At 60.7% G+C, this 19176-nt stretch carries 21 protein-coding genes; 7 read left to right on the top strand and 14 right to left on the bottom strand.

Annotated elements, in window-relative coordinates; all coding sequences use genetic code 11:
• The first annotated feature begins 30 nt into the window (after window positions 1-30).
• A complete protein-coding gene (locus QRN61_RS03790) occupies window positions 31-1167 on the top strand; it encodes an OmpA family protein (RefSeq protein WP_285373260.1) in 1137 nt (378 codons plus the stop codon).
• 24 nt (window positions 1168-1191) lie between these two features.
• The gene (gene pdxH, locus QRN61_RS03785; RefSeq protein ID WP_285373259.1) at window positions 1192-1839 is read left to right on the top strand and encodes a pyridoxamine 5'-phosphate oxidase; all 648 of its coding nucleotides are present in this window, start codon (window positions 1192-1194) and stop codon (window positions 1837-1839) included.
• 5 nt (window positions 1840-1844) lie between these two features.
• On the opposite strand, the gene QRN61_RS03780 is transcribed toward pdxH, so the two are convergent.
• The gene (locus QRN61_RS03780) at window positions 1845-2081 is read right to left on the bottom strand and encodes a hypothetical protein (RefSeq protein ID WP_285373258.1); all 237 of its coding nucleotides are present in this window, start codon (window positions 2079-2081) and stop codon (window positions 1845-1847) included.
• Window positions 2082-2248: 167 nt separating this feature from the next.
• Here QRN61_RS03780 and QRN61_RS03775 point away from each other — a divergent pair, with 167 nt between their 5' ends.
• Window positions 2249-2713: an outer membrane lipoprotein gene (locus QRN61_RS03775; protein WP_007969461.1), complete on the top strand. Its 465-nt coding sequence runs from the start codon at window positions 2249-2251 to the stop codon at window positions 2711-2713.
• A gap of 74 nt (window positions 2714-2787) precedes the next feature.
• On the opposite strand, the gene QRN61_RS03770 is transcribed toward QRN61_RS03775, so the two are convergent.
• Entirely contained in the window at window positions 2788-3039 is a 252-nt protein-coding gene (locus QRN61_RS03770) for a pyocin S6 family toxin immunity protein (protein WP_027614368.1), read from the bottom strand.
• Window positions 3040-3050: 11 nt separating this feature from the next.
• The gene (locus tag QRN61_RS03765; protein WP_285373257.1) at window positions 3051-4244 is read right to left on the bottom strand and encodes an S-type pyocin domain-containing protein; all 1194 of its coding nucleotides are present in this window, start codon (window positions 4242-4244) and stop codon (window positions 3051-3053) included.
• A gap of 335 nt (window positions 4245-4579) precedes the next feature.
• On the opposite strand from QRN61_RS03765, the gene QRN61_RS03760 reads away from it, so the two are divergent.
• Window positions 4580-5674, top strand: a complete 1095-nt coding sequence (locus QRN61_RS03760) for a PLP-dependent cysteine synthase family protein (protein ID WP_502942565.1) — start codon at window positions 4580-4582, stop codon at window positions 5672-5674.
• Window positions 5675-5812: 138 nt separating this feature from the next.
• On the opposite strand, the gene QRN61_RS03755 is transcribed toward QRN61_RS03760, so the two are convergent.
• From QRN61_RS03755 to QRN61_RS03745, 3 genes are all read right to left on the bottom strand, one after another.
• Window positions 5813-7426: an NAD(P)/FAD-dependent oxidoreductase gene (locus QRN61_RS03755; protein ID WP_003222357.1), complete on the bottom strand. Its 1614-nt coding sequence runs from the start codon at window positions 7424-7426 to the stop codon at window positions 5813-5815.
• Window positions 7427-7523: 97 nt separating this feature from the next.
• Window positions 7524-8177 (bottom strand): COG3650 family protein, encoded by a 654-nt coding sequence (locus QRN61_RS03750; RefSeq protein WP_285373254.1) that lies wholly within the window; start codon window positions 8175-8177, stop codon window positions 7524-7526.
• 59 nt (window positions 8178-8236) lie between these two features.
• The gene (locus tag QRN61_RS03745; protein ID WP_210557975.1) at window positions 8237-8836 is read right to left on the bottom strand and encodes a short chain dehydrogenase; all 600 of its coding nucleotides are present in this window, start codon (window positions 8834-8836) and stop codon (window positions 8237-8239) included.
• Between the two features lie 103 nt (window positions 8837-8939).
• On the opposite strand from QRN61_RS03745, the gene QRN61_RS03740 reads away from it, so the two are divergent.
• A complete protein-coding gene (locus tag QRN61_RS03740; protein ID WP_285373253.1) occupies window positions 8940-9854 on the top strand; it encodes a LysR family transcriptional regulator in 915 nt (304 codons plus the stop codon).
• 110 nt (window positions 9855-9964) lie between these two features.
• On the opposite strand, the gene QRN61_RS03735 is transcribed toward QRN61_RS03740, so the two are convergent.
• The 4 genes from QRN61_RS03735 to QRN61_RS03720 are packed head-to-tail and all read right to left on the bottom strand — an operon-like array spanning window position 9965 to window position 12414.
• Window positions 9965-10441: a DoxX family protein gene (locus QRN61_RS03735; RefSeq protein WP_285373252.1), complete on the bottom strand. Its 477-nt coding sequence runs from the start codon at window positions 10439-10441 to the stop codon at window positions 9965-9967.
• Complete coding sequence (locus tag QRN61_RS03730; RefSeq protein ID WP_285373251.1) at window positions 10438-11196, bottom strand: HvfC/BufC N-terminal domain-containing protein; 759 nt, start codon at window positions 11194-11196, stop codon at window positions 10438-10440. Before QRN61_RS03730 ends, QRN61_RS03735 begins: the two co-directional genes overlap by 4 nt.
• Complete coding sequence (gene bufB / locus QRN61_RS03725) at window positions 11193-12080, bottom strand: MNIO family bufferin maturase (protein WP_285373250.1); 888 nt, start codon at window positions 12078-12080, stop codon at window positions 11193-11195. The genes QRN61_RS03730 and bufB overlap by 4 nt, the downstream gene beginning before the upstream one ends.
• A gap of 25 nt (window positions 12081-12105) precedes the next feature.
• Window positions 12106-12414, bottom strand: a complete 309-nt coding sequence (locus QRN61_RS03720; RefSeq protein WP_007969475.1) for a BufA1 family periplasmic bufferin-type metallophore — start codon at window positions 12412-12414, stop codon at window positions 12106-12108.
• Between the two features lie 215 nt (window positions 12415-12629).
• Here QRN61_RS03720 and QRN61_RS03715 point away from each other — a divergent pair, with 215 nt between their 5' ends.
• Both QRN61_RS03715 and QRN61_RS03710 read left to right on the top strand, forming a co-directional pair.
• Window positions 12630-14003 carry a DUF2599 domain-containing protein gene (locus QRN61_RS03715; RefSeq protein WP_222016113.1) on the top strand — a complete coding sequence of 458 codons (1374 nt, stop codon included), beginning with the start codon at window positions 12630-12632 and terminating at the stop codon, window positions 14001-14003.
• Between the two features lie 30 nt (window positions 14004-14033).
• Window positions 14034-15272: a DUF2599 domain-containing protein gene (locus tag QRN61_RS03710; protein WP_285373249.1), complete on the top strand. Its 1239-nt coding sequence runs from the start codon at window positions 14034-14036 to the stop codon at window positions 15270-15272.
• A gap of 191 nt (window positions 15273-15463) precedes the next feature.
• Here the strand turns inward: QRN61_RS03710 and QRN61_RS03705 are convergent, their stop codons facing one another.
• The 4 genes from QRN61_RS03705 to livH are packed head-to-tail and all read right to left on the bottom strand — an operon-like array spanning window position 15464 to window position 19106.
• Window positions 15464-16165, bottom strand: coding sequence for an ABC transporter ATP-binding protein (locus QRN61_RS03705; RefSeq protein ID WP_003222380.1), 702 nt, complete (start codon window positions 16163-16165; stop codon window positions 15464-15466).
• Complete coding sequence (gene livG / locus QRN61_RS03700; protein WP_007969480.1) at window positions 16166-16933, bottom strand: high-affinity branched-chain amino acid ABC transporter ATP-binding protein LivG; 768 nt, start codon at window positions 16931-16933, stop codon at window positions 16166-16168.
• Window positions 16930-18186 (bottom strand): high-affinity branched-chain amino acid ABC transporter permease LivM, encoded by a 1257-nt coding sequence (locus QRN61_RS03695; RefSeq protein ID WP_096797533.1) that lies wholly within the window; start codon window positions 18184-18186, stop codon window positions 16930-16932. The genes livG and QRN61_RS03695 overlap by 4 nt, the downstream gene beginning before the upstream one ends.
• Window positions 18183-19106 carry a high-affinity branched-chain amino acid ABC transporter permease LivH gene (gene livH / locus QRN61_RS03690; protein ID WP_047601144.1) on the bottom strand — a complete coding sequence of 308 codons (924 nt, stop codon included), beginning with the start codon at window positions 19104-19106 and terminating at the stop codon, window positions 18183-18185. The genes QRN61_RS03695 and livH overlap by 4 nt, the downstream gene beginning before the upstream one ends.
• Between the last annotated feature and the right edge of the window lie 70 nt (window positions 19107-19176).

Here is a 19176-nt window from a genome sequence, read left to right as displayed (position 1 = left end):
TTTTTCATTACTTCACTTTGTGGATTTTCAATGTCATCCAAAAAAACTCTCGCCCTGGCCCTGTGTGTTGCGATCACCGGTTGCGCACAGACTCCTAAAAACGATGCGGATGGCGGCAACTGGTGGCCGTTCGGTTCCTCCGACAAAGTGGCGGCCAAAGAGCCGGCCCCAGCCCCGGCTCCTGTCGCAGCCCCGGCGCCGCTCAAACCTGCCGCTACCGCACCAGTTGCCAAGACTGAAAGCAGCAGCCACTGGTACTGGCCGTTCGGCGGTTCCGATGATGGGGCGGCCAAAGCCGAGGTGAAAGCCGAAGTAAAACCAGAAGCCAAACCGGCGGCAGTGGCCAAGGCCGATGCCGACACCGGCACGAAGTGGTGGTGGCCGTTCGGCGGCAAGGATCAATCGACTGCCAAAGTGGTGCCGATGCCTGACCCGAAAGTCACCCAAGCCTGGCTGGATGACTACGAGCCACGTCTGCGTGCAGCGATCAAGGACAGCAATCTGCAACTTGAGCGCCGTGACAACGTGCTGGTGGTGATCGCGCCGGTTGAAGGCTCGTTCAACCCGAAGCGTCCAGCGATGCTGCTGCCGGTGACCCTCAGCCCGTTCACCAATGTCGCGAAAATCCTCGAAGCTGACCCGAAAACCGCAGTCCTGGTGCTTGGTCACAGCGACAACACCGGTGCCGCGCCGGCCAACGTCAAACTCAGCCAGGAGCGCGCCCAGTCCGTGGCGGCGATCTTCCGCTTGAGCGGCTTGCAGCGTGATCGCCTGATGCTGCGTGGCATGGGTGGCGATGCCCCGCGTGCGGCCAACGACAGCGCCGAAGGCCGTGCCCTCAACCGTCGCGTCGAACTGCTGGTGACCCCGCAGAACACCATGGTTGCGCTGCTGAGCAAGTACAACATGCCGGCGCCGGCACCGACCACGATGATCGCGGCACAGGACGTCAAGCCTGCAGCCAAACCGGTAACTCCGGCGCCGGCTGCTTCGAAGGCCGCCGTACCTGCAACCAAAAAGGCTCCAGCGAAGAAAGCCGCCGCCAAGGCGCCTGCGAAAAAAGCGGCGACCAAGGCACCGGCAAAAACCCCTGCCAAGAAAACCGCCCCGGCCAAAGCCGCAGCGACTGACAAGAAAGTTGCTGCAAGCGATACTTCCAAGCAGTGATCCGCTAACGAAAAGGAATGCGCCATGACCCAGGCTCTGGCAGATATGCGTCGTGATTACACCCGGGACGGACTGACCGAGGCGCAAGCCCCGGCTGAACCCTTTGCGTTGTTCCACCAGTGGTTTGCCGACGCGGTAAAAACCGAACAGGCACCGGTGGAGGCCAACGCCATGACCCTGGCCACGGTGGATGCGGACGGTCGACCGCATTGCCGCATTCTGCTGCTCAAGGGCCTGGACGCGCAGGGCTTCACCTTTTTCACCAACTACGACAGCGCCAAGGGCCAGCATCTGGCAGCGAATCCTTTCGCGGCCATGACATTTTTCTGGCCAACCCTGGAGCGCCAGGTGCGCGTCGAAGGGCGAGTGGTGAAGGTCACGCCGCAAGAGTCCGACGCGTATTATCAGGTGCGACCGCTGGGCAGCCGGCTCGGCGCCTGGGCCTCACCGCAGAGTAGGGTGATCAACGGGCGCGGCGAGCTGGAGGATCTGCTCAAGGCCACCGAACAGCGCTTCAGCGATACTCAGCCCGACTGCCCGGAACATTGGGGCGGTTACCGCCTGCTGCCTGAGCGCATCGAGTTCTGGCAGGGCCGTCCAAGTCGTCTGCACGATCGCCTGAACTACCGTCAGCAGGGCGCCAACTGGATTCTTGAACGTCTGGCGCCCTGAGCAGTCTACCGAGCGGGATAGCCTGCCGCAGCGGCCTCAAGCCACTTCGGCCGGTCCCGACGCTTGATCCTCTGCACGCGGGCATCGGCCAGTCGTTCCAGCATGAAGGCGCGTTTGTCTTCATCCTTGCCCGCCAGCGACAGGGCCAGATCACGATCCATCCAGCGTTTGATCCGCACGTACAGCCACCAATGGAAGTACAGACCGGCGACGGTGGTGACGAAAATGATCAGGTAATCCATGAAAATCCTTGGGTCGGCAGGGCGGATTGGGCGATTTGGCGCTACTGTTGGGTGAGTTTGCAGGTGCCTGTACCGGGCCTGAATAAAATCAAGTTTATCCGGGCTGCGTCGTGACAGGCGTCAAGCAGCGGGGTTTAATGAACACATGTTCTTTTGGAGTTGATGCTATGCGTAAGTCTGTTCTGCTGGTTGCTTCCTTTTCCACGATGGCGATGTTGCTGACCGGCTGCCAGTCGAGCCTGACCGGTGACTCCTACTCCCGTGACGAAGCGCGTCGTGTGCAGACGATTCGCATGGGCACCATCGAATCCCTGCGTCCGGTGAAAATCGAAGGCACCAAGACCCCGATCGGCGGCGCTGCAGGCGCAGTGGTCGGCGGTGTAGGCGGCAGCGCCATCGGTGGCGGCAAAGGCAGCATCGTCGCGGCGGTCATCGGTGCTGTGGCCGGTGGTCTGATCGGTTCGGCCACCGAAGAAGGCCTGACCCGCACCCAGGGCGTGGAAATCACCGTGCGCGAAGACGACGGCAGCATGCGCGCCTACGTGCAACAGGTTCAGGAAAACGAAGTGTTCCGTGTCGGTGAGCGCGTGCGCATCTCCACCGTCGGTGGCACCAGCCGCGTTTCGCACTAAGCGGCAGCGAGCGGTAAAGAAAAACCCCGATCAGGTGACTGGTCGGGGTTTTTTGTTTGTTTCAATTCGACTGCTTAGTGCTGGGCGCAGGTACCCATAAAATACTCCAGACCCTTTGGGAAGCTGACTTTCAGAAGGACCTCCAATGCGCTTACTTGATCCCGGCTCAATAACAACTCTCCAGGCTCCAGTTCGTTAAGTGGCTTGGATTCAATGAGCTGTGCAACCTTTTCATTCATTTCGCTACCGTTGATATCCATTTCAAACTGTAGCGAGCTGTCTTGGAATTCGTCAGGGTAAAATCCGGTTATTGAAAGGTAACGCATGTTTTAGTCCCTTAATTTCTAGAGGTTCTTCTATCCGGCTCGGCAGGCCCGGTTTGTTCACCAGTAATATGATTGAACTCACCCAAATGAGTGGTTCCCAGTTTGTCGTATTTTTCTACAGCATTGCTTTTGTAATCCCATTCATAGATCCGACCTTTGCGGTCTACCCAGCGTGCTCGCCGCTTTCCTCCACCCTGAACCGATGACTTGGACTTCACTCTGACTGCATCAGGAAACGCAGGTAGCGTCTTCGGGTGGTCGTAGTAGGCATGGTCGCGAGCTCGACTGAGCACAATGTAAACCGGCTTAACCCCCGAATCCGCCGGAAACACCAGAATGAAATCCCGATACTCCGGCGGATAAACCGGATTCACCAGAATCCCGTCCGCCGCTTTTGTCGGTGGGTACACCCAGATATGCGGTGCCTGCGGAGCGGCCTCCAGCGCGGGGATGCCGAGGATGTCGGAGCCGTCCGCGGCGGGCGTCCAGATCAGTTCGATGCCTTCGCCGAGGTCTGCGACAAAGCGGTTATCACGTGCGGTGAACTGCGCGACATCGACCATTTCCCAGTCGCGATTCTTGCCGGTGTAGAAACCATAACCCTTGAGGCTGCCGTCGGCCTGTTGTTCGACATGTAGGCGCACGCGGGTGCGGGCCTGTCTGAGGGCGAGCAACTGGTCTTCGGTATAGAGGGCGCTGTCGCCCAGGTTCGATGGCATGAGCAACGCCACCAGCCCGACCAAAGGGGTCACAACGGCGGCGGAAGCGATGGCGGGCAATGCCTTGAACGCTTCACCCGCAAGGGCGAAGGTGCCCAGGCCTGCGGGAATGGCAGTGCCGCTGATTTTCTTGAGTGGAACGCCGCCGCTGTCATCGGCTTCACGGCCGCCGAGCAGGACCAGATCTCCGTAATCTTTCAGGCTGTCGGTGGGTACCATCCCCGAAGGATTCGAGTAATCGATGATCGCGTCCGGCAACTTGCAGGACTTGGCGAACACGCACCCGGCGCGTACGGGATCAGGCTTTTTCGCCGCAACCTCTCGACTGCGCTCGAAAGCCTCCTGCCGCGCCAGCATGGCGTCGTATGCATTTTGTCGGGCGTCGCGCTCGGCCAGTTCAGTGGCCGTCATGTAGCGCCAGGTGACGTGATGACCGTCGCCCGCCGGCGGGTTGGGAACCCGGGGAATGTCCTTGTTGCGAGCCACTGAGCGTCCTTTCGTTCATCCATCGACAACCCTTCGAAAGGGCTGCACGACGTTAACGAAGCGGACAATTGCTGGCTGTAGGACGGATCTTTGATTAAGTGCGGATTGTTCGCTATTTGTCTGGCAGGGGGGCGAGCAGGCCGCTTCAGCTCAAGAACGGAGGGGAAGGTTCTGCGCAATTACTGCAAAAGTCTGATACCCATTTGCCCGGAACCTGGCAGTTGGTGGGTGAATTGAGCCTCAGCTGTATCTGTGAGCCTTGCCGGTTTTTTCCTATGCTGGGGGACTGAGCCTGTGACAAGGCTACTCCTGCCCGACTCAACGAGAGCATGACCATGAGCGACAACCGCCAGTGGGCCCGCGAAGCCATTCGCATCATCGAAGCGGACTTCCAGCGCAGCGCCGACACCCATCTGATCCCCTTGCCGCTGCCGGGGTTTGCAGGCATCGAGTTGTATTTCAAGGACGAGTCGAGCCATCCCACCGGCAGCCTCAAGCATCGCCTGGCGCGGTCGTTGTTCCTGTATGCGTTGTGTAACGGCTGGCTCAAACCCGGCGCGCCGGTGATCGAGGCGTCCAGCGGTTCGACGGCGATTTCCGAGGCGTATTTCGCGCGCATGCTCGGTTTGCCGTTCATTGCGGTGATGCCGGCGACCACCTCGAAAGAGAAGATCGCGCAGATCGCTTTCTACGGTGGCCAGAGCCATCTGGTGAAGGATCCGACGCAGATTTACGCCGAATCCGAACGTCTGGCTTGCGAGCATGGCGGCCACTTCATCGACCAGTTCACCTACGCCGAGCGGGCCACCGACTGGCGGGCGAACAACAACATCGCCGAGTCGATCTTCCAGCAGATGCGTTTCGAGAAGCACCCGGAACCGAGCTGGCTGATTTCCAGCCCCGGCACCGGCGGCACCACCGCGACCCTCGGCCGCTATGTGCGTTATCGCCAGCATTGCACCCGAGTGTTGTGCGCCGACGCCGAGCGTTCGGTGTTCTTCGATTACTACCAGACCGGTGACGCCAGTCTGCGTCTGGACTGCGGTTCACGGATCGAAGGCATTGGCCGGCCCCGGGTCGAGGCGTCGTTCCTGCCCAAGGTGATCGATGCGATGGTCAAGGTGCCGGACGCCTTGTCGCTGGCGGCCATGCATTATCTGGCGCAGCGTCTGGGACGGCATGTCGGCGGGTCGAGCGGCACCAATCTGATCGGCGCGCTGATGGCGGCGCAGCAAATGAAAGCGGCGGGGGAGTCGGGGTCGATCGTGGCGATTCTGTGCGATGGCGGCGAGCGTTATGCCGACACCTATTACGATCAGACGTGGCTCAAGGCGCAGGGCTATGAGCTGGAGGGATTGATTGCGGCGGTGGCGGCGAGTGCCGAACGGGGTGAGCCGCTGCCTGACTCAGTCCAGCGCGCGAATATCTAAAGCCGAATACAGAGACCAATGTGGGAGCGAGCCTGCTCGCGAAGGCGTCATCTCATTCAACATCATTGTTGTCTGAAATACCGCTTTCGCGAGCAGGCTCGCTCCCACAGGGTTTTATGTTGAGTCAGCTCATGCTGATCAGGCTTCCAGACCAAGAATGTCCCGCGCCACAGCTTCCGCAATCCGAATCCCGTCCACACCCGCCGACAGAATGCCACCGGCATAACCCGCACCTTCACCCGCCGGGAACAGACCTTTGACGTTCATGCTCTGCAGCGATTCGTTACGCGTGATGCGCAGCGGCGACGAGGTGCGGGTTTCGATGCCGGTCAACACCGCATCGTGCAGCGAGTAACCGCGAATCTGCTTCTCGAACGCCGGCAACGCTTCACGAATCGCTTCGATGGCAAAGTCCGGCAGCGCCAGGGCCAGATCGCCCAGGGCCACGCCCGGTTTGTACGACGGCTCGACTTCGCCCAGTTCGGTGGACGGGGTGCCGTTGATGAAGTCGCCGACCAGTTGCGCCGGGGCCTTGTAGTCGCTGCCGCCGAGGATGAACGCGTGGGATTCCAGACGCTCCTGCAACTCGATACCGGCCAGCGGGCCGCCCGGGTAATCGACTTCCGGGGTGATGCCGACGACGATCCCAGAGTTGGCGTTACGCTCGTTACGCGAGTACTGGCTCATGCCGTTGGTGACTACGCGGTTCGGCTCGGATGTCGCTGCAACCACGGTGCCGCCCGGGCACATGCAGAAGCTGTAGACCGAACGGCCGTTCTTGGCGTGGTGCACCAGTTTGTAGTCGGCAGCGCCCAATTTGGGGTGGCCGGCGTACTTGCCCAACCGCGCACGGTCGATCAGCGATTGCGGGTGCTCGATGCGGAAACCCACCGAGAACGGCTTGGCTTCCATGAACACGCCACGGCTGTGGAGCATGCGGAAGGTGTCGCGGGCACTGTGGCCGAGGGCCAGAACCACGTGTTTCGAATGCAGGGTTTCGCCGCTCGCCAGCTCGACGCCGACCAGTTGGCCGTCTTCGATCAGCACGTCAGTGACGCGCTCCTGGAAGCGTACTTCACCGCCCAGGGCGCGGATCTCTTCACGCATGGTCTCGACCATGCCGGTCAGACGGAACGTACCGATGTGCGGTTTGCTGACGTAGAGAATCTCTTCCGGCGCGCCGGCCTTGACGAATTCGTGCAGGACTTTGCGGCCGAGGAACTTCGGATCCTTGATCTGGCTGTACAGCTTGCCGTCGGAGAACGTGCCCGCGCCGCCTTCGCCGAACTGCACGTTGGACTCGGGGTTGAGCACGCTTTTACGCCACAGGCCCCAGGTATCCTTGGTGCGCTGACGCACTTCGGTGCCGCGCTCTAGGATGATCGGCTTGAAGCCCATCTGCGCCAGCAGCAGGCCGGCGAAAATCCCGCACGGGCCGAAACCGACCACGATCGGGCGCTGGCTCAGGTCGCTCGGCGCCTGGCCGACGAATTTGTAGCTGACATCCGGCGCCACGTTGACGTTACGGTCGTCGGCGAACTTGCCCAGCACCTTGGCCTCGTCGCGTACGGTGAGGTCGATGGTGTAGATGAAGCACAGTTCGGAGGACTTTTTGCGCGCGTCGTAGCTGCGCTTGAACAAGGTGAAATCGAGCAAATCATCGCTGGCGATGCCCAGGCGCTGCACGATGGCGGCACGCAGGTCTTCTTCGGGATGGTCGATTGGCAGCTTGAGTTCGGTGATTCGTAACATGGCGAGGATCCGGATTCGCGGGGCGCACAACTGCGCCAGGGCGTTTGAAGGCCGCGATTATAAGCCGCAAAGGCCGGATCCGGTGAGGCTAAAACGCTCAGTCGTTGCGCGATCCGCCGAAATACCCGCAACCACGCTCGACCTTGCCGTCGATGCGCAGCTCGGCGCTCATGTGCTGCACGCTGCCGGTGCTGCTGTCGACGCAGCGCTGCGGCGCGACCCACAACTCGATGCGCTGGTTGTTGGCTTCGCTGCTGAGGTTGAAGCGGCCGTCGCCCAATTGCTCTTCGACATAAGGCACCGCCAGCGCCGGCTGGCCTTCACGGTCGATGACCATGCCCTTGCCGCTGACTTTGACGTTCCACTCGGGCCCGTGCCCGGCGGCACGCAGGATCAACAGCTTGAAGTTCGGGTCATCGCAGGCGGTGCCGGAACGCTCGACGCGATACAACTGGCCGAGGTCGAGGCGGTCGCCAGCGATCTTCCCGCGCACATCGGCAAACAGCTTGCCCTGCTGATCGGCGAGGGTCGCAGCCTCTTGCAGCACGCTGGTGCCGCCGATGTCGTTGACCACGTACTGACGCTGTTCTCCACACGGCTGGAACACCAGTTTGCCCTCGGCTGCCGTCAACTGCCCCTGCATCCGGGTCTGCCCGACGTGGGACGCGCTTTCACGCGGGCCATCGAGCAATTGGCAGGCGGCGAACAACGGCAGCAGGGCAACAACGATCAACGAACGGGCAACACGCATCTTCGGCTCTCCAGACAAGTGCCGCCACGTTACGCAGGCTGACCGTTGATCACAAGGGTTTAGCCCACGTGAAAGGTCTGACCGGTTTGCAGGCCTTCGACACTTTTCGCGTAGGCCAATGCCACATCGGCTGCCGGTACCGGCTTGTAGCCACGGAAGTACGGGGCGTAGCTGCCCATCGCTTCCAGCAGCACGGTCGGGCTGATCGAGTTGATGCGCAGGCCACGCGGCAATTCGATGGCGGCGGCTTTGACGAAGCTGTCCAGAGCGCCGTTGACCAGTGCCGCCGAGGCGCCGGTACGGATCGGGTCGTGGCTGAGCACGCCGGTGGTGAAGGTGAACGAGGCACCGTCGTTGGCGTATTCGCGGCCGATCAGCAGGAGGTTGACCTGGCCCATCAGCTTGTCTTTCAGGCCCAGGGCGAAGCTGTCAGCGTTCATCTCGCCGAGCGGAGCAAAGGTCACGTTGCCGGCGGCGCAGATCAGCGCGTCGAACTTGCCGGTCTGCTCGAACAGTTTGCGAATCGAGGCGCTGTCGCTGATGTCGACCTGGAAGTCGCCGCTGCTGCGACCGATGCGAATCACTTCGTGACGCTGGCTCAGCTCTTTATCCACGGCCGAACCGATGGTGCCGGCGGCACCGATCAACAGAATCTTCATGGGCTGTTCCTCAATGGGTTGAACGAGGTTTCAGTCTAGAGTGGTTTTTTCTGCGGATAAGCGCACTAATAGGCAACCTTTGGTTTTCAAATGGAAACAATCCATGAGCGAAATGGATGATCTGGCGGCGTTTGCGGTGTTGATCGAGGCCGGCAGCTTTACCCTGGCGGCGCAGCAACTGGGTTGCAGCAAGGGCCAGTTGTCCAAGCGCATCAGCCAGTTGGAAGCACAGTTTTCCGTGGTGCTGCTGCAACGCACGACGCGCCGTCTGAGCCTGACTGCCGCCGGCGCCGCTTTGCTGCCGCAGGCGCAAGCGCTGGTCGTTCAGGTGGAGCGGGCACGTCAGGCGCTGGCGCGTTTGAAAGACGACATGGCCGGGCCGGTGCGGATGACGGTGCCAGTGTCGCTGGGGGAAACGTTTTTCGATGGCTTGCTGCTGGAGTTCTCGCAGCAATACCCCGAGGTGCTGATCGAGCTGGAGCTGAACAACCACTATCGCGACCTGTCCCGGGATGGCTTCGATCTGGCGATTCGCTCCGAGGTGGCCAATGACGAGCGGCTGGTGGCCAAGCCGCTGCTGGCTTGGCAGGAAATGACCTGCGCCAGCCCGGCCTATCTAGAACAGTTCGGCGAACCGCTGACCCCGCAGGAGCTGGCCGAACACCGTTGCCTGCTCAACAGCCACTACAGTGGCCGCGAGGAATGGCTGTATCACCAACAGCACGAATTGCTGCGGGTGCGGGTGTCGGGGCCGTTCGCCAGCAACCATTACAACCTGCTGAAGAAAGCCGCACTGGCCGGCGCCGGTATCGCTCGGTTGCCGTCGTACCTGCTGCAAACGGAGTTGGCTGATGGCCGGTTGCGCTGGCTGCTGCGCGATTTTCAGACGCGGCGGATGCCGATGTATCTGGTGCACCCATACCAGGGCGGCTTGCCCAAACGCACGCATGTGCTGGCGGATTATCTGATTGGCTGGTTCAAACGCAGTGGCGAGGCGCTGGATCGCCTTCAGCGCTAACTCCAATTTCCCTGTGGGAGCGAGCCTGCTCGCGAATGCGTTGGTTCAGTCAGCACATGGAGTGACTGTGAAACCGCATTCGCGAGCAGGCTCGCTCCCACATGGATTTTTTATTTAACGAAGCGGTGAGCGATCAGGTGATCAATCGACAATTTCCCCGGCCCGGTCGCCATCAGGTACAGCAGCACCGCCGCCCAGGTGCCATGGGTCGGGTAGGCATCGGGGTAGACGAACACCTCGATGACCAGCGTCATGCCCAGCAGCGCCAACGCCGAAAACCTCGTGGCGAAGCCGATCAATATCAGCACCGGAAAGAAGTGTTCGGCAAACGCCGCCATGTGCGCGGCGATTTCCGGTGACAGCAGCGGTACGTGGTATTCGCTCTGGAACAACGGAATCGTCGAGTCCGCCAAATGTGGCCAGCCGAGTTGCAAGGTGCCGTCGATCAAATCGATGGCCAGCCCCTCGACCTTGGTCTGCCCGGACTTCCAGAACACCGCGGCAATCGAGAATCGCGCGATGAAGGCGATCAGGCTGTGGGGGATTTTTTCCATGAGTCCGATGGCGCGAATGATGAGGTTGTTCATGGCGATACCTTGGTGTTCAGGTCGGTGATGGCGTTGTGGCCGATCAGCAGGGCGAGGGTCTGCGGCAGATCGAAGGGCGGACTGTCTTGCGCCGCGTCCAGCAGCGCTCGATGATTGAGCAGATGGCGGATGAACACGCTGGCGCCGTGATCGAGAGCAAAGACCTCGACCTCCAGACCGTTGCGCAGCACCAGTGCGTGTTGCCCTTGATGGATGTCGATGCCTGCCAGCGTCGCTTCTCCTTGATGCGTCGCCCAGATCGAAACCACCGCGTAAGCCGAATCGAGCAGGTGCAGCGAGGGATGCAGGGTGATGTTCAGTTCGGCGAGTGTTTGCGGATCGGCCAGTGCAGCGCTGATCTGTTGCGCACTGACCGTCGCGGCATCGGCGGCGTGATAAGCGCGGGTGCGCAAGCGTTCGAGCCGTGCGACATCGGCCAGATACGGCACCTCGGCCGTCGGTTCGAATGCGTCAATGAAGTCCGCCAGACCGTCGCCGTAACGGCTCATCAACGGACTGTGCGGCGGCTGCTGCTGGATGAATATGCCGGCCATGCCACGGAAGAATTCCTCGCCGACCAATTGCTGCACCACCGGATAACTGTCGGCCAGCGCGTTGATCAACGAGCCTTGCACGTTATTGCGATACACCAGGAATCGGCTGGCAGGATCAGCACCGTTGGCGCTGCACAGGCCAGCGGGGCAGGGCAGGCGAGTGTCGAGCAGGGCGGCGCTGAAGTCGGCTTGCGTGCTCATGGCCGACTCCCAGCGTGCAGCAACAACGCTTCGGCCTGCTGCGCCTCGGCCAGCAGCACATTGAACGCCGGAACCTGATTGTCCCGCTCGATCAAGGTTGCCACCGGGCCGACTCGTTCGAGCGCCTGTCGGTACAACGCCCAGACCGCGTCATCAATCGGCGCGCCGTGATCGTCGATCAGCAAACGGTCGCCGAGGCGGTCGGCATCTTCGGCGAACCCGGCCAGATGAATTTCGCCAACCGCGTGCAAGGGCAGTGCGTCAAGGTACGCCAGTGGATCGCGTTGATGATTGATGCACGAGACGTAGACGTTGTTGACGTCGAGCAGCAGACCGCAGCCGCTGCGACGGATCACCTCGGTGATGAACGCCGGCTCGTCGATGGTCGAGCGCTCGAAGCCGAGATAGGTCGCTGGATTCTCCAGCAGCATCGGCCGCTTGAGGTTGTTCTGCACTTGATCGATGTGTTCGCAGACGCGGTTCAGCGTCGACGTGTCATACGCCAGCGGCAGCAGGTCATTGAGGAACACCGGGCCGTGGCTCGACCAGGCCAGATGTTCGGAAAAGGCTTGCGGTTGATAACGCTCGATCAGTGTTTGCAGGCGTTGCAGGTGCTGAATGTCCAATGGCCCTTCGGCCCCGATGGACAGCCCGACACCGTGCAGCGACAGCGGATACTGCTCGCGGATCAAGCCGAGAAAATGATGAAACGGACCGCCGTCGACCATGTAGTTTTCGGCGTGGACTTCGAAGAAACCGATGTCCGGTTGGGTGCCGAGCACTTCAACAAAGTGCCCGGTCTTGAGCCCCAGCCCCGCGCGGGGCGGGAGCCCGCAGAGGGCTGCCCGAGTGCGCGGTGGGACAGGTTCGTTGGTTGAGAACATGAGCGTCACTCGGGCAGGCTGTGGATCAGGACTTGGCTTTGAAGGCTTCCATCTGACCGAAACCGGTCGGCGAGGTTTTGCTCTCGGTGGTGGTGCAGGTGCCTTTTGGCACGAACTTCCAGGAGTTGGCCTGGTAGTCCATCTTCGCTGTGCCGGCACAGGTAGTGCCCGCGCCCGCGGCGCAATCGTTGTGACCCTTCATGGCCACACCGAAGCATTTTTCCATGTTGCTGTTGTCGGCGGCATTGGCGCTGGAAACGGCGGTCATGCTCAGGGCGGAACCAAGAGCCAGAACCAGTGCCGCGGCGGACAGGGTGCGAGTGGTAGCAGTCATGATGTTTCTCCAGATTTGAGCTTGGGTTTTACAAGCGAAGTGCGCTTGCTTACCCCACTAGAGAACGCCCATGGCGATGCGTTACAGCGCCACCGAAATTTTTCAGAAAAAAATGCAAAACCCTGTAGGAGCTGCCGCAGGGGATTTCTGTGGTTGCGCGTCTATAGTCATAGCAACGGCCCCTGTCACAGGCCGATTTACCAGGACGGTATCTCATGACGAAGGATCGCTCAGCCCGCGCTGTGCTATTGCGCACGGCTTCATCTTTTACGCTCGCCTGCACGCTGCCCCTGCTGTCTGGCACGGTTTGCGCGCAGACGCAGATTGATCCGCTGGACACGCTCAAGCGCATCAACCACAACTACAACACCCTCAAGGACAGCTGTCAGGAACCGGATACCGGCGCCGCGCGCGGGCTGTATTACTGCAGCGGCGTGACCCTGCGCATGGTCAATGACGGGCCCTTCAATCCGTGGGATTACAGCCCTTATGCAATCAAGATCGGCGCGACGTCCTACTCGTGGATTCGCAAGGATCTGAGCACGCGCATTCTCATTCACCCGGCCGGTTTCATCCTGCGCACACCCACCGATGCAGCGGCGCTGAAGCTGCCGGTCAAGGAGCAAGGCTTCACCTGCATCTATGCGTTTGATGGCGGTACCGGGCCGGAGCGCAAGTGGTATGGCTGCGGCTTCTTCGACAGCCGCGAACCGCCGCGTGCGGCGCAAGGCACGCTGAACAACCGCAATGCCGCACTGGCCTACGGCACTTGTGCCGAGGCGGGTGTCACCACCGCCGAGCAGTGGACGCAGAAATACACCGGGCTGATGAAGGGGCCGATCCAGTACAGCCAATGTTCGTGGAACGCGGAAAAACCCAGCGACTGGCACGCGATGATCCGCGTGCATGAGTCGCGCCCGAACACCACCAACAGGGACCCCTTTGCCTTCAGTGCCCAGGTCAACGAGTTCATGTTGAAGAACGCCACCGCGAGCAACGACGGCAGCGAAAACATGAAGTACATCGATGCCTTTATCTACAACGTCAACAGCACGCAGAACTTCGCCACTCGCGGAGATCAGGCGCCACCGAAACCGGAGAACGGCTTGAACAGCGCGCGCAATTTCCAGAAAAAACTTCAGGCCCAGGGCTACAGCGTGCCGATCCTGCGCCTGGATTTCACCCAGCCTGCGGAGCGGCGTTTCAGCTATGTCGCCGCCGATCAGGCGATCGCCGAGATGGTGGTGGGTGGCGCCCCGGCGCCGCAATACATCGCCTCCGCCAACTGGGTCAAACGTTATGACCCCGGCACCCGCAAGGATGAATGGAGCCTGAGCGTTGTGCCCACGGCAGCGGGGCGCGCCTTGCCCGGTGAGCAGGTCGACGCTCTTTACGATCAGTTGTTCGCCCTCAAGGGGCCGGACAGCAACTGGCGCGACAACGAAAAGTCCGCTGGCAGCATGCGTCAGCAACTGCGCTGCGTGCTGGTCAATTACCGCAACAAGACGCCATGGAACCTGGAGCCGTTCCGGCCGGCGTTGTCGGACAGCGAGACTCGCGCCGCGGGTTGCAACCCGGTCCCGCGTTGAGTGTGTTGGCTAATCAAGGAGATGCAAGCCATGAAGAAACGTCTGAACAGGATCGCCCCGTTGCTCGTGTTGCCGCTGTTGGTGCATGCGGCATGGGCCAGTGCCGAGTCATGCGACGAGACGCTGAGGAAGGTGGAAAAGCTCTATAACAATACCGTCGACAGTTGCGGGCAGGACCCCGCATCGGACTGCTCGGGGCTGCTGGTGCGCGGCACGCACCGGGCCGATCCGGCCAAGGGGCAAAAGTGGGACGTCTGGAACCCCAGCCCGAAAGCCGTGGAGCTGGGCACATTTGCCGCCTCGTTCATGCGCGCCGACGGCATCAGTTATGAAGACCCTGGCATGAGCACGCAGAACGGCTACCTGATTACGCCCCGGGATCTGGTGAAAGACCCCGAGACGCCGGTGCATGTCTATTGCGCGTTTCCCAACGATGCCTGGACCGACTTTCGCAACGATCGTGGCTGTGGCGACAACAAGAACACCGCCCCGACCGAGGCAGTATGCCAGGCCATGAAGCCACCTATCACGAGTCCGAATGCCTGGGTGGCGCACTTCACCCAGTACAACAACAATCGCCAGCAGGACCAGTTGCAGTGCGGTTTCAACATGCGCAATCCGATGAGCAGCAAGGAGCGGGTCGACGCCTTTCGTAACTTCATGGGCGCGCGCAAAGTCATCAACAGTCGCGAGTTTCAGACTCAGACGGAGCTGCGCCTGGGCAATCCGAAAACCGATGAACTGCCGATTCTGGCGTTTTTCTACAGCGATCAGCGCGGCTTGAATGATGCCTTGGCCAATCAGAAGGATTACAAGGCCAAGACCGGCAAGGATCGCAACATCATCAAGATCGACTTCCCGAGAACGCCGGTGGCCAAGGCCACATTCTCGTGCATCCAGACCTCGACGCCGACAGAACCGAAATTCTGCGACAAGTACATCGAGTCCAGCACCTGGGTACAACGTCCCGATCCGAAACTGGGGCCGAAGACCTGGTCGCTCTCGGTAGTACCGACTGCGTGTGGTCGGGCGATCAAGGACGACCAGACCGACCGGATGTTTGCCGAGCTGTACAACAAGCACAAGGACGATGCGCAATGGCGTGAGTACAGCGTCAATGGCGGGTCATTGCGGCGGCAGATGGTTTGCCATCTGGCGGCGGTCTACGACGGCAAGCCTGTGAGGAACAAGCCTGAGTGGAACCTTGAGCCGGCACGGCCTTATGTCGATCAGGCCACCGCTGTAGCCCAACACTGCAACCCGTACTAAGCGGTTGCTACAAATCTTCCCTGTGGGAGCGAGCCTGCTCGCGAAGAGGGAGTTTCAGTCAGCCCATTTGCTGAATGACGCACCGCTTTCGCGAGCAAGCCCGCTCCCACAGGGGATCTGTGTTGGATTCAATCTATCTGCCAGGCACAAAAAAAACGGCCCGAAGGCCGTTTTTTGTTCAGCGAAAAGGATCAACCGCCGAGGTACGCCTCGCGCACTTTCGGGTCGGTCAGCAGCGCTTCACCGGTGCCTTGCATGACCACGCGACCGTTCTCCAGAACGTACGCACGGTCAGCGATTTTCAGCGCCTGGTTGGCGTTCTGCTCGACCAGGAACACCGTTACACCGTCCTTGCGCAGCTGTTCGATGATGTCGAAGATCTGCTGGATGATGATCGGTGCCAGGCCCAGCGACGGCTCGTCGAGCAGCAGCAGTTTCGGCTTGCTCATCAGCGCCCGGCCGATGGCGAGCATCTGCTGTTCGCCGCCGGACATGGTGCCGCCGCGCTGGTTGAAGCGTTCTTTCAGGCGCGGGAACAGGCCGAGGACCTTGTCCATCTGCTCCTGATAGTCGCCCTTGTCGGTGAAGAAGCCGCCCATGGACAGGTTCTCTTCGACGGTCAGTCGGGCGAACACCCGACGACCTTCCGGCACCACGGCGATGCTCTTGCGCATGATCTGCGACGAGTCCTGGCCGACCAGCTCCTCACCCATGTAGCGGATGCTGCCGCTGTGCGCCTGCGGCGAACCGCAGAGCGTCATCAGCAGCGTGGACTTGCCGGCACCGTTGGCACCGATCAGGGTCACGATCTCGCCCTGGCGGACTTCGACGTTGACGCTGTGCAGGGCCTGGATCTTGCCGTAGAAGGTGGAAACGTTTTCGAACTGCAGCATTTACGCTTCCCCCAGGTAGGCTTTGATCACTTCAGGATTGTCGCGGATCTGTTCCGGCGTACCGTCAGCCAGAGGTGTGCCCTGGTTGATCACGACGATGTGGTCGGAAATGCTCATGACCAGTTTCATGTCGTGTTCGATCAGCAGCACGGTGACGTTGTGCTCTTCACGCAGTACGCTGATCAGCGCCTTGAGGTCTTCGGTTTCCTTCGGGTTCAGACCGGCGGCCGGTTCGTCGAGCATGAGGATCCGCGGACGGGTCATCATGCAGCGGGCGATTTCCAGACGTCGTTGCTGACCGTAGGCCAGGGTGCCGGCGGTACGGTTGGCGAACTCTTTCAGGTTGACCTTTTCCAGCCAGTATTCGGCGTATTCCATGGCCTCGCGTTCGCTCTTGCGGAACGCCGGGGTCTTGAACAGGCCGGACAGGAAGTTGGTGTTCAGATGACGGTGCTGGGCGATCAACAGGTTCTCGACCGCCGTCATGTCTTTGAACAACCGCACGTTCTGGAAGGTGCGCACCACGCCCTTGAGGGCAATCTTGTGCCCCGGCAGGCCCTGGATCGGCTCGCCGTCCAGCAGGATGCTGCCGCCCGATGGCTGGTAGAAACCGGTCAGGCAGTTGAACACGGTGGTCTTGCCCGCGCCGTTCGGCCCGATCAGCGCCACCACTTGTTTTTCCTTGACGGTCAGGGCCACGCCATTGACCGCCAGCAAGCCGCCGAAGCGCATGCTCAAGTTTTCGACTTTAAGGATCTCGCGGCTCATTTTCGCAACTCCATGTGTGGGCGTTGCATCGGCAGCAGACCTTGTGGACGCCAGATCATCATCAACACCATCAGCGCACCGAACATCAACATCCGGTATTCGCTGAACTCACGCATCATTTCCGGCAACAGGATCATCACCACGGCCGCGAGAATCACGCCCAGTTGCGAGCCCATGCCACCCAGCACGACGATGGCGAGGATGATCGCCGACTCGATGAAGGTGAACGATTCCGGCGTCACCAGACCCTGACGGGCAGCGAAGAAGCTACCGGCGAAACCGGCGAAGCTCGCACCCAGGGTGAACGCCGACAGCTTGATGATCGTCGGATTCAGACCCAGTGCACGGCAGGCGATTTCATCTTCACGCAGCGCTTCCCACGCACGGCCGATCGGCATGCGCAGCAGGCGGTTGATGATGAACAGCGCTGCCAGCGCCAGCAACAGGGCAACCAGGTAGAGGAAGATCACCTTGTTGATCGAGTTGTATTCGAGGCCGAAATATTCGTGGAAGGTTTGCATGCCTTCCGCCGCTTTACGTTCGAAGGTCAGGCCGAAGAACGTCGGTTTCTCGATGTTGCTGATGCCGTTCGGGCCACCAGTGATGTCGGTCAGGTTACGCAGGAACAGACGAATGATCTCACCGAAACCCAGGGTCACGATCGCCAGATAGTCACCGCGCAGACGCAACACCGGGAAGCCCAGCAGGAAGCCGAACGTCGCCGCCATCAGGCCGGCAATCGGCAGGCAGATCCAGAAGCTCAGGCCGTAGTAGTGCGACAGCAGCGCGTAGCTGTAGGCGCCGACGGCGTAGAAGCCGACGTAACCCAGGTCAAGCAGACCGGCCAGACCGACGACGATGTTCAGGCCAAGGCCGAGCATCACGTAGATCAGGATCAGCGTGGCGATGTCCACCGCTCCGCGGGAGCCGAAGAACGGCCACACCAGTGCACCGAGGATCAGCGCAATGATGATGTAGCGTTGCGTGGTCGGCAGGGTCAGGAAGTTGCTGGCCTTGGCCGGGATCAACGGCAGGCCCGGCGAGGATTTCCACGCCTTGCTGATCTGCTGGTTGAACAGCACGCGCAGGAACATCAGCACCGAGCACACGGCGATGGTCGCCAGAATGGCCGGGCTGGTGCCGTGCACTTCGAGGTTGATGCCGACGATGGTCAGTTTCAGACCGAGTACCGGATACGCAACCGCCCAAACCAAGAGCGCACTGAAGAGTGCTTGCTTAAGATTTTTAGTCATACCTTCTCAACCTCCGGACGGCCCAGAATGCCGGTCGGACGGAACAACAGCACCAGAACCAACAAGCCGAAAGCCACGACGTCCTTGTACTGGTCGCCAAAGATATCGGCGCCAAAGGCTTCCGCCACCCCAAGCACCAGCCCGCCGAGCATGGCGCCGGGGATGCTGCCGATCCCGCCGAGTACCGCAGCGGTGAAGGCCTTGAGGCCGACGAGGAAACCGGCGTTGGGGTTGATCACGCCGTACTGCATGCTCAGCAGCACAGCGGCGACGGCTGCCAGCGCGGCACCGATGACGAAGGTCAGGGCGATGATGTTGTTGGTGTTGATGCCCAGCAGGTTGGCCATCTTGATGTCTTCGGCGCAGGCGCGGCAGGCGCGACCCAGGCGAGAGCGGGAGATGAACAGCGTGAGGCCGAGCATGGCGATCAGGGTCACCACGAACACCACGATTTGCATGTAGGAAATCAGCACTTCATGTGCACCACCTGGCCCGATGGAGAAGTTGCCGGGGATCAGGTTGGGGATGGATTTGTCCTTGGAGTCTTGCGCGAGCAGAACTGTGTTCTGCAGGAAGATCGACATACCGATTGCGGAAATCAGCGGAATCAGACGGTTGCTGCCGCGCAGGGGGCGGTAGGCGATCCGTTCGATGCTGTAACCGTAGGAACTGGTGACGACGATGCTCGCGATGAACGCGGCGGTCATCAACAGCGGGACGTTGTCGATTCCCATCATGGCCAGCCCGGCGATAGCGATGAACGCCACGTAGGAACCGATCATGTACACCTCGCCGTGGGCGAAGTTGATCATTCCAATGATGCCGTAAACCATCGTATAGCCGATGGCGATCAGGGCATACGTGCTGCCAATGGTCAGGCCATTAACCAGCTGTTGGAAGAAGTGATAGATGTCAGGCATTACAACGCTCCTAAAAACCTGATACGCATTTCACTGGTGGAGTCATTTTCCCGCCCGGCCCCGTGGATCT

Source organism: Pseudomonas sp. lyk4-TYG-107 (genome assembly GCF_030209055.1).
In the GTDB taxonomy this organism is placed as follows: Bacteria; Pseudomonadota; Gammaproteobacteria; order Pseudomonadales; family Pseudomonadaceae; genus Aquipseudomonas; species Aquipseudomonas putida_A.
Note: the sequence above shows the minus strand (reverse complement) of the source record. Positions and strands in the feature narration are given on the sequence as shown.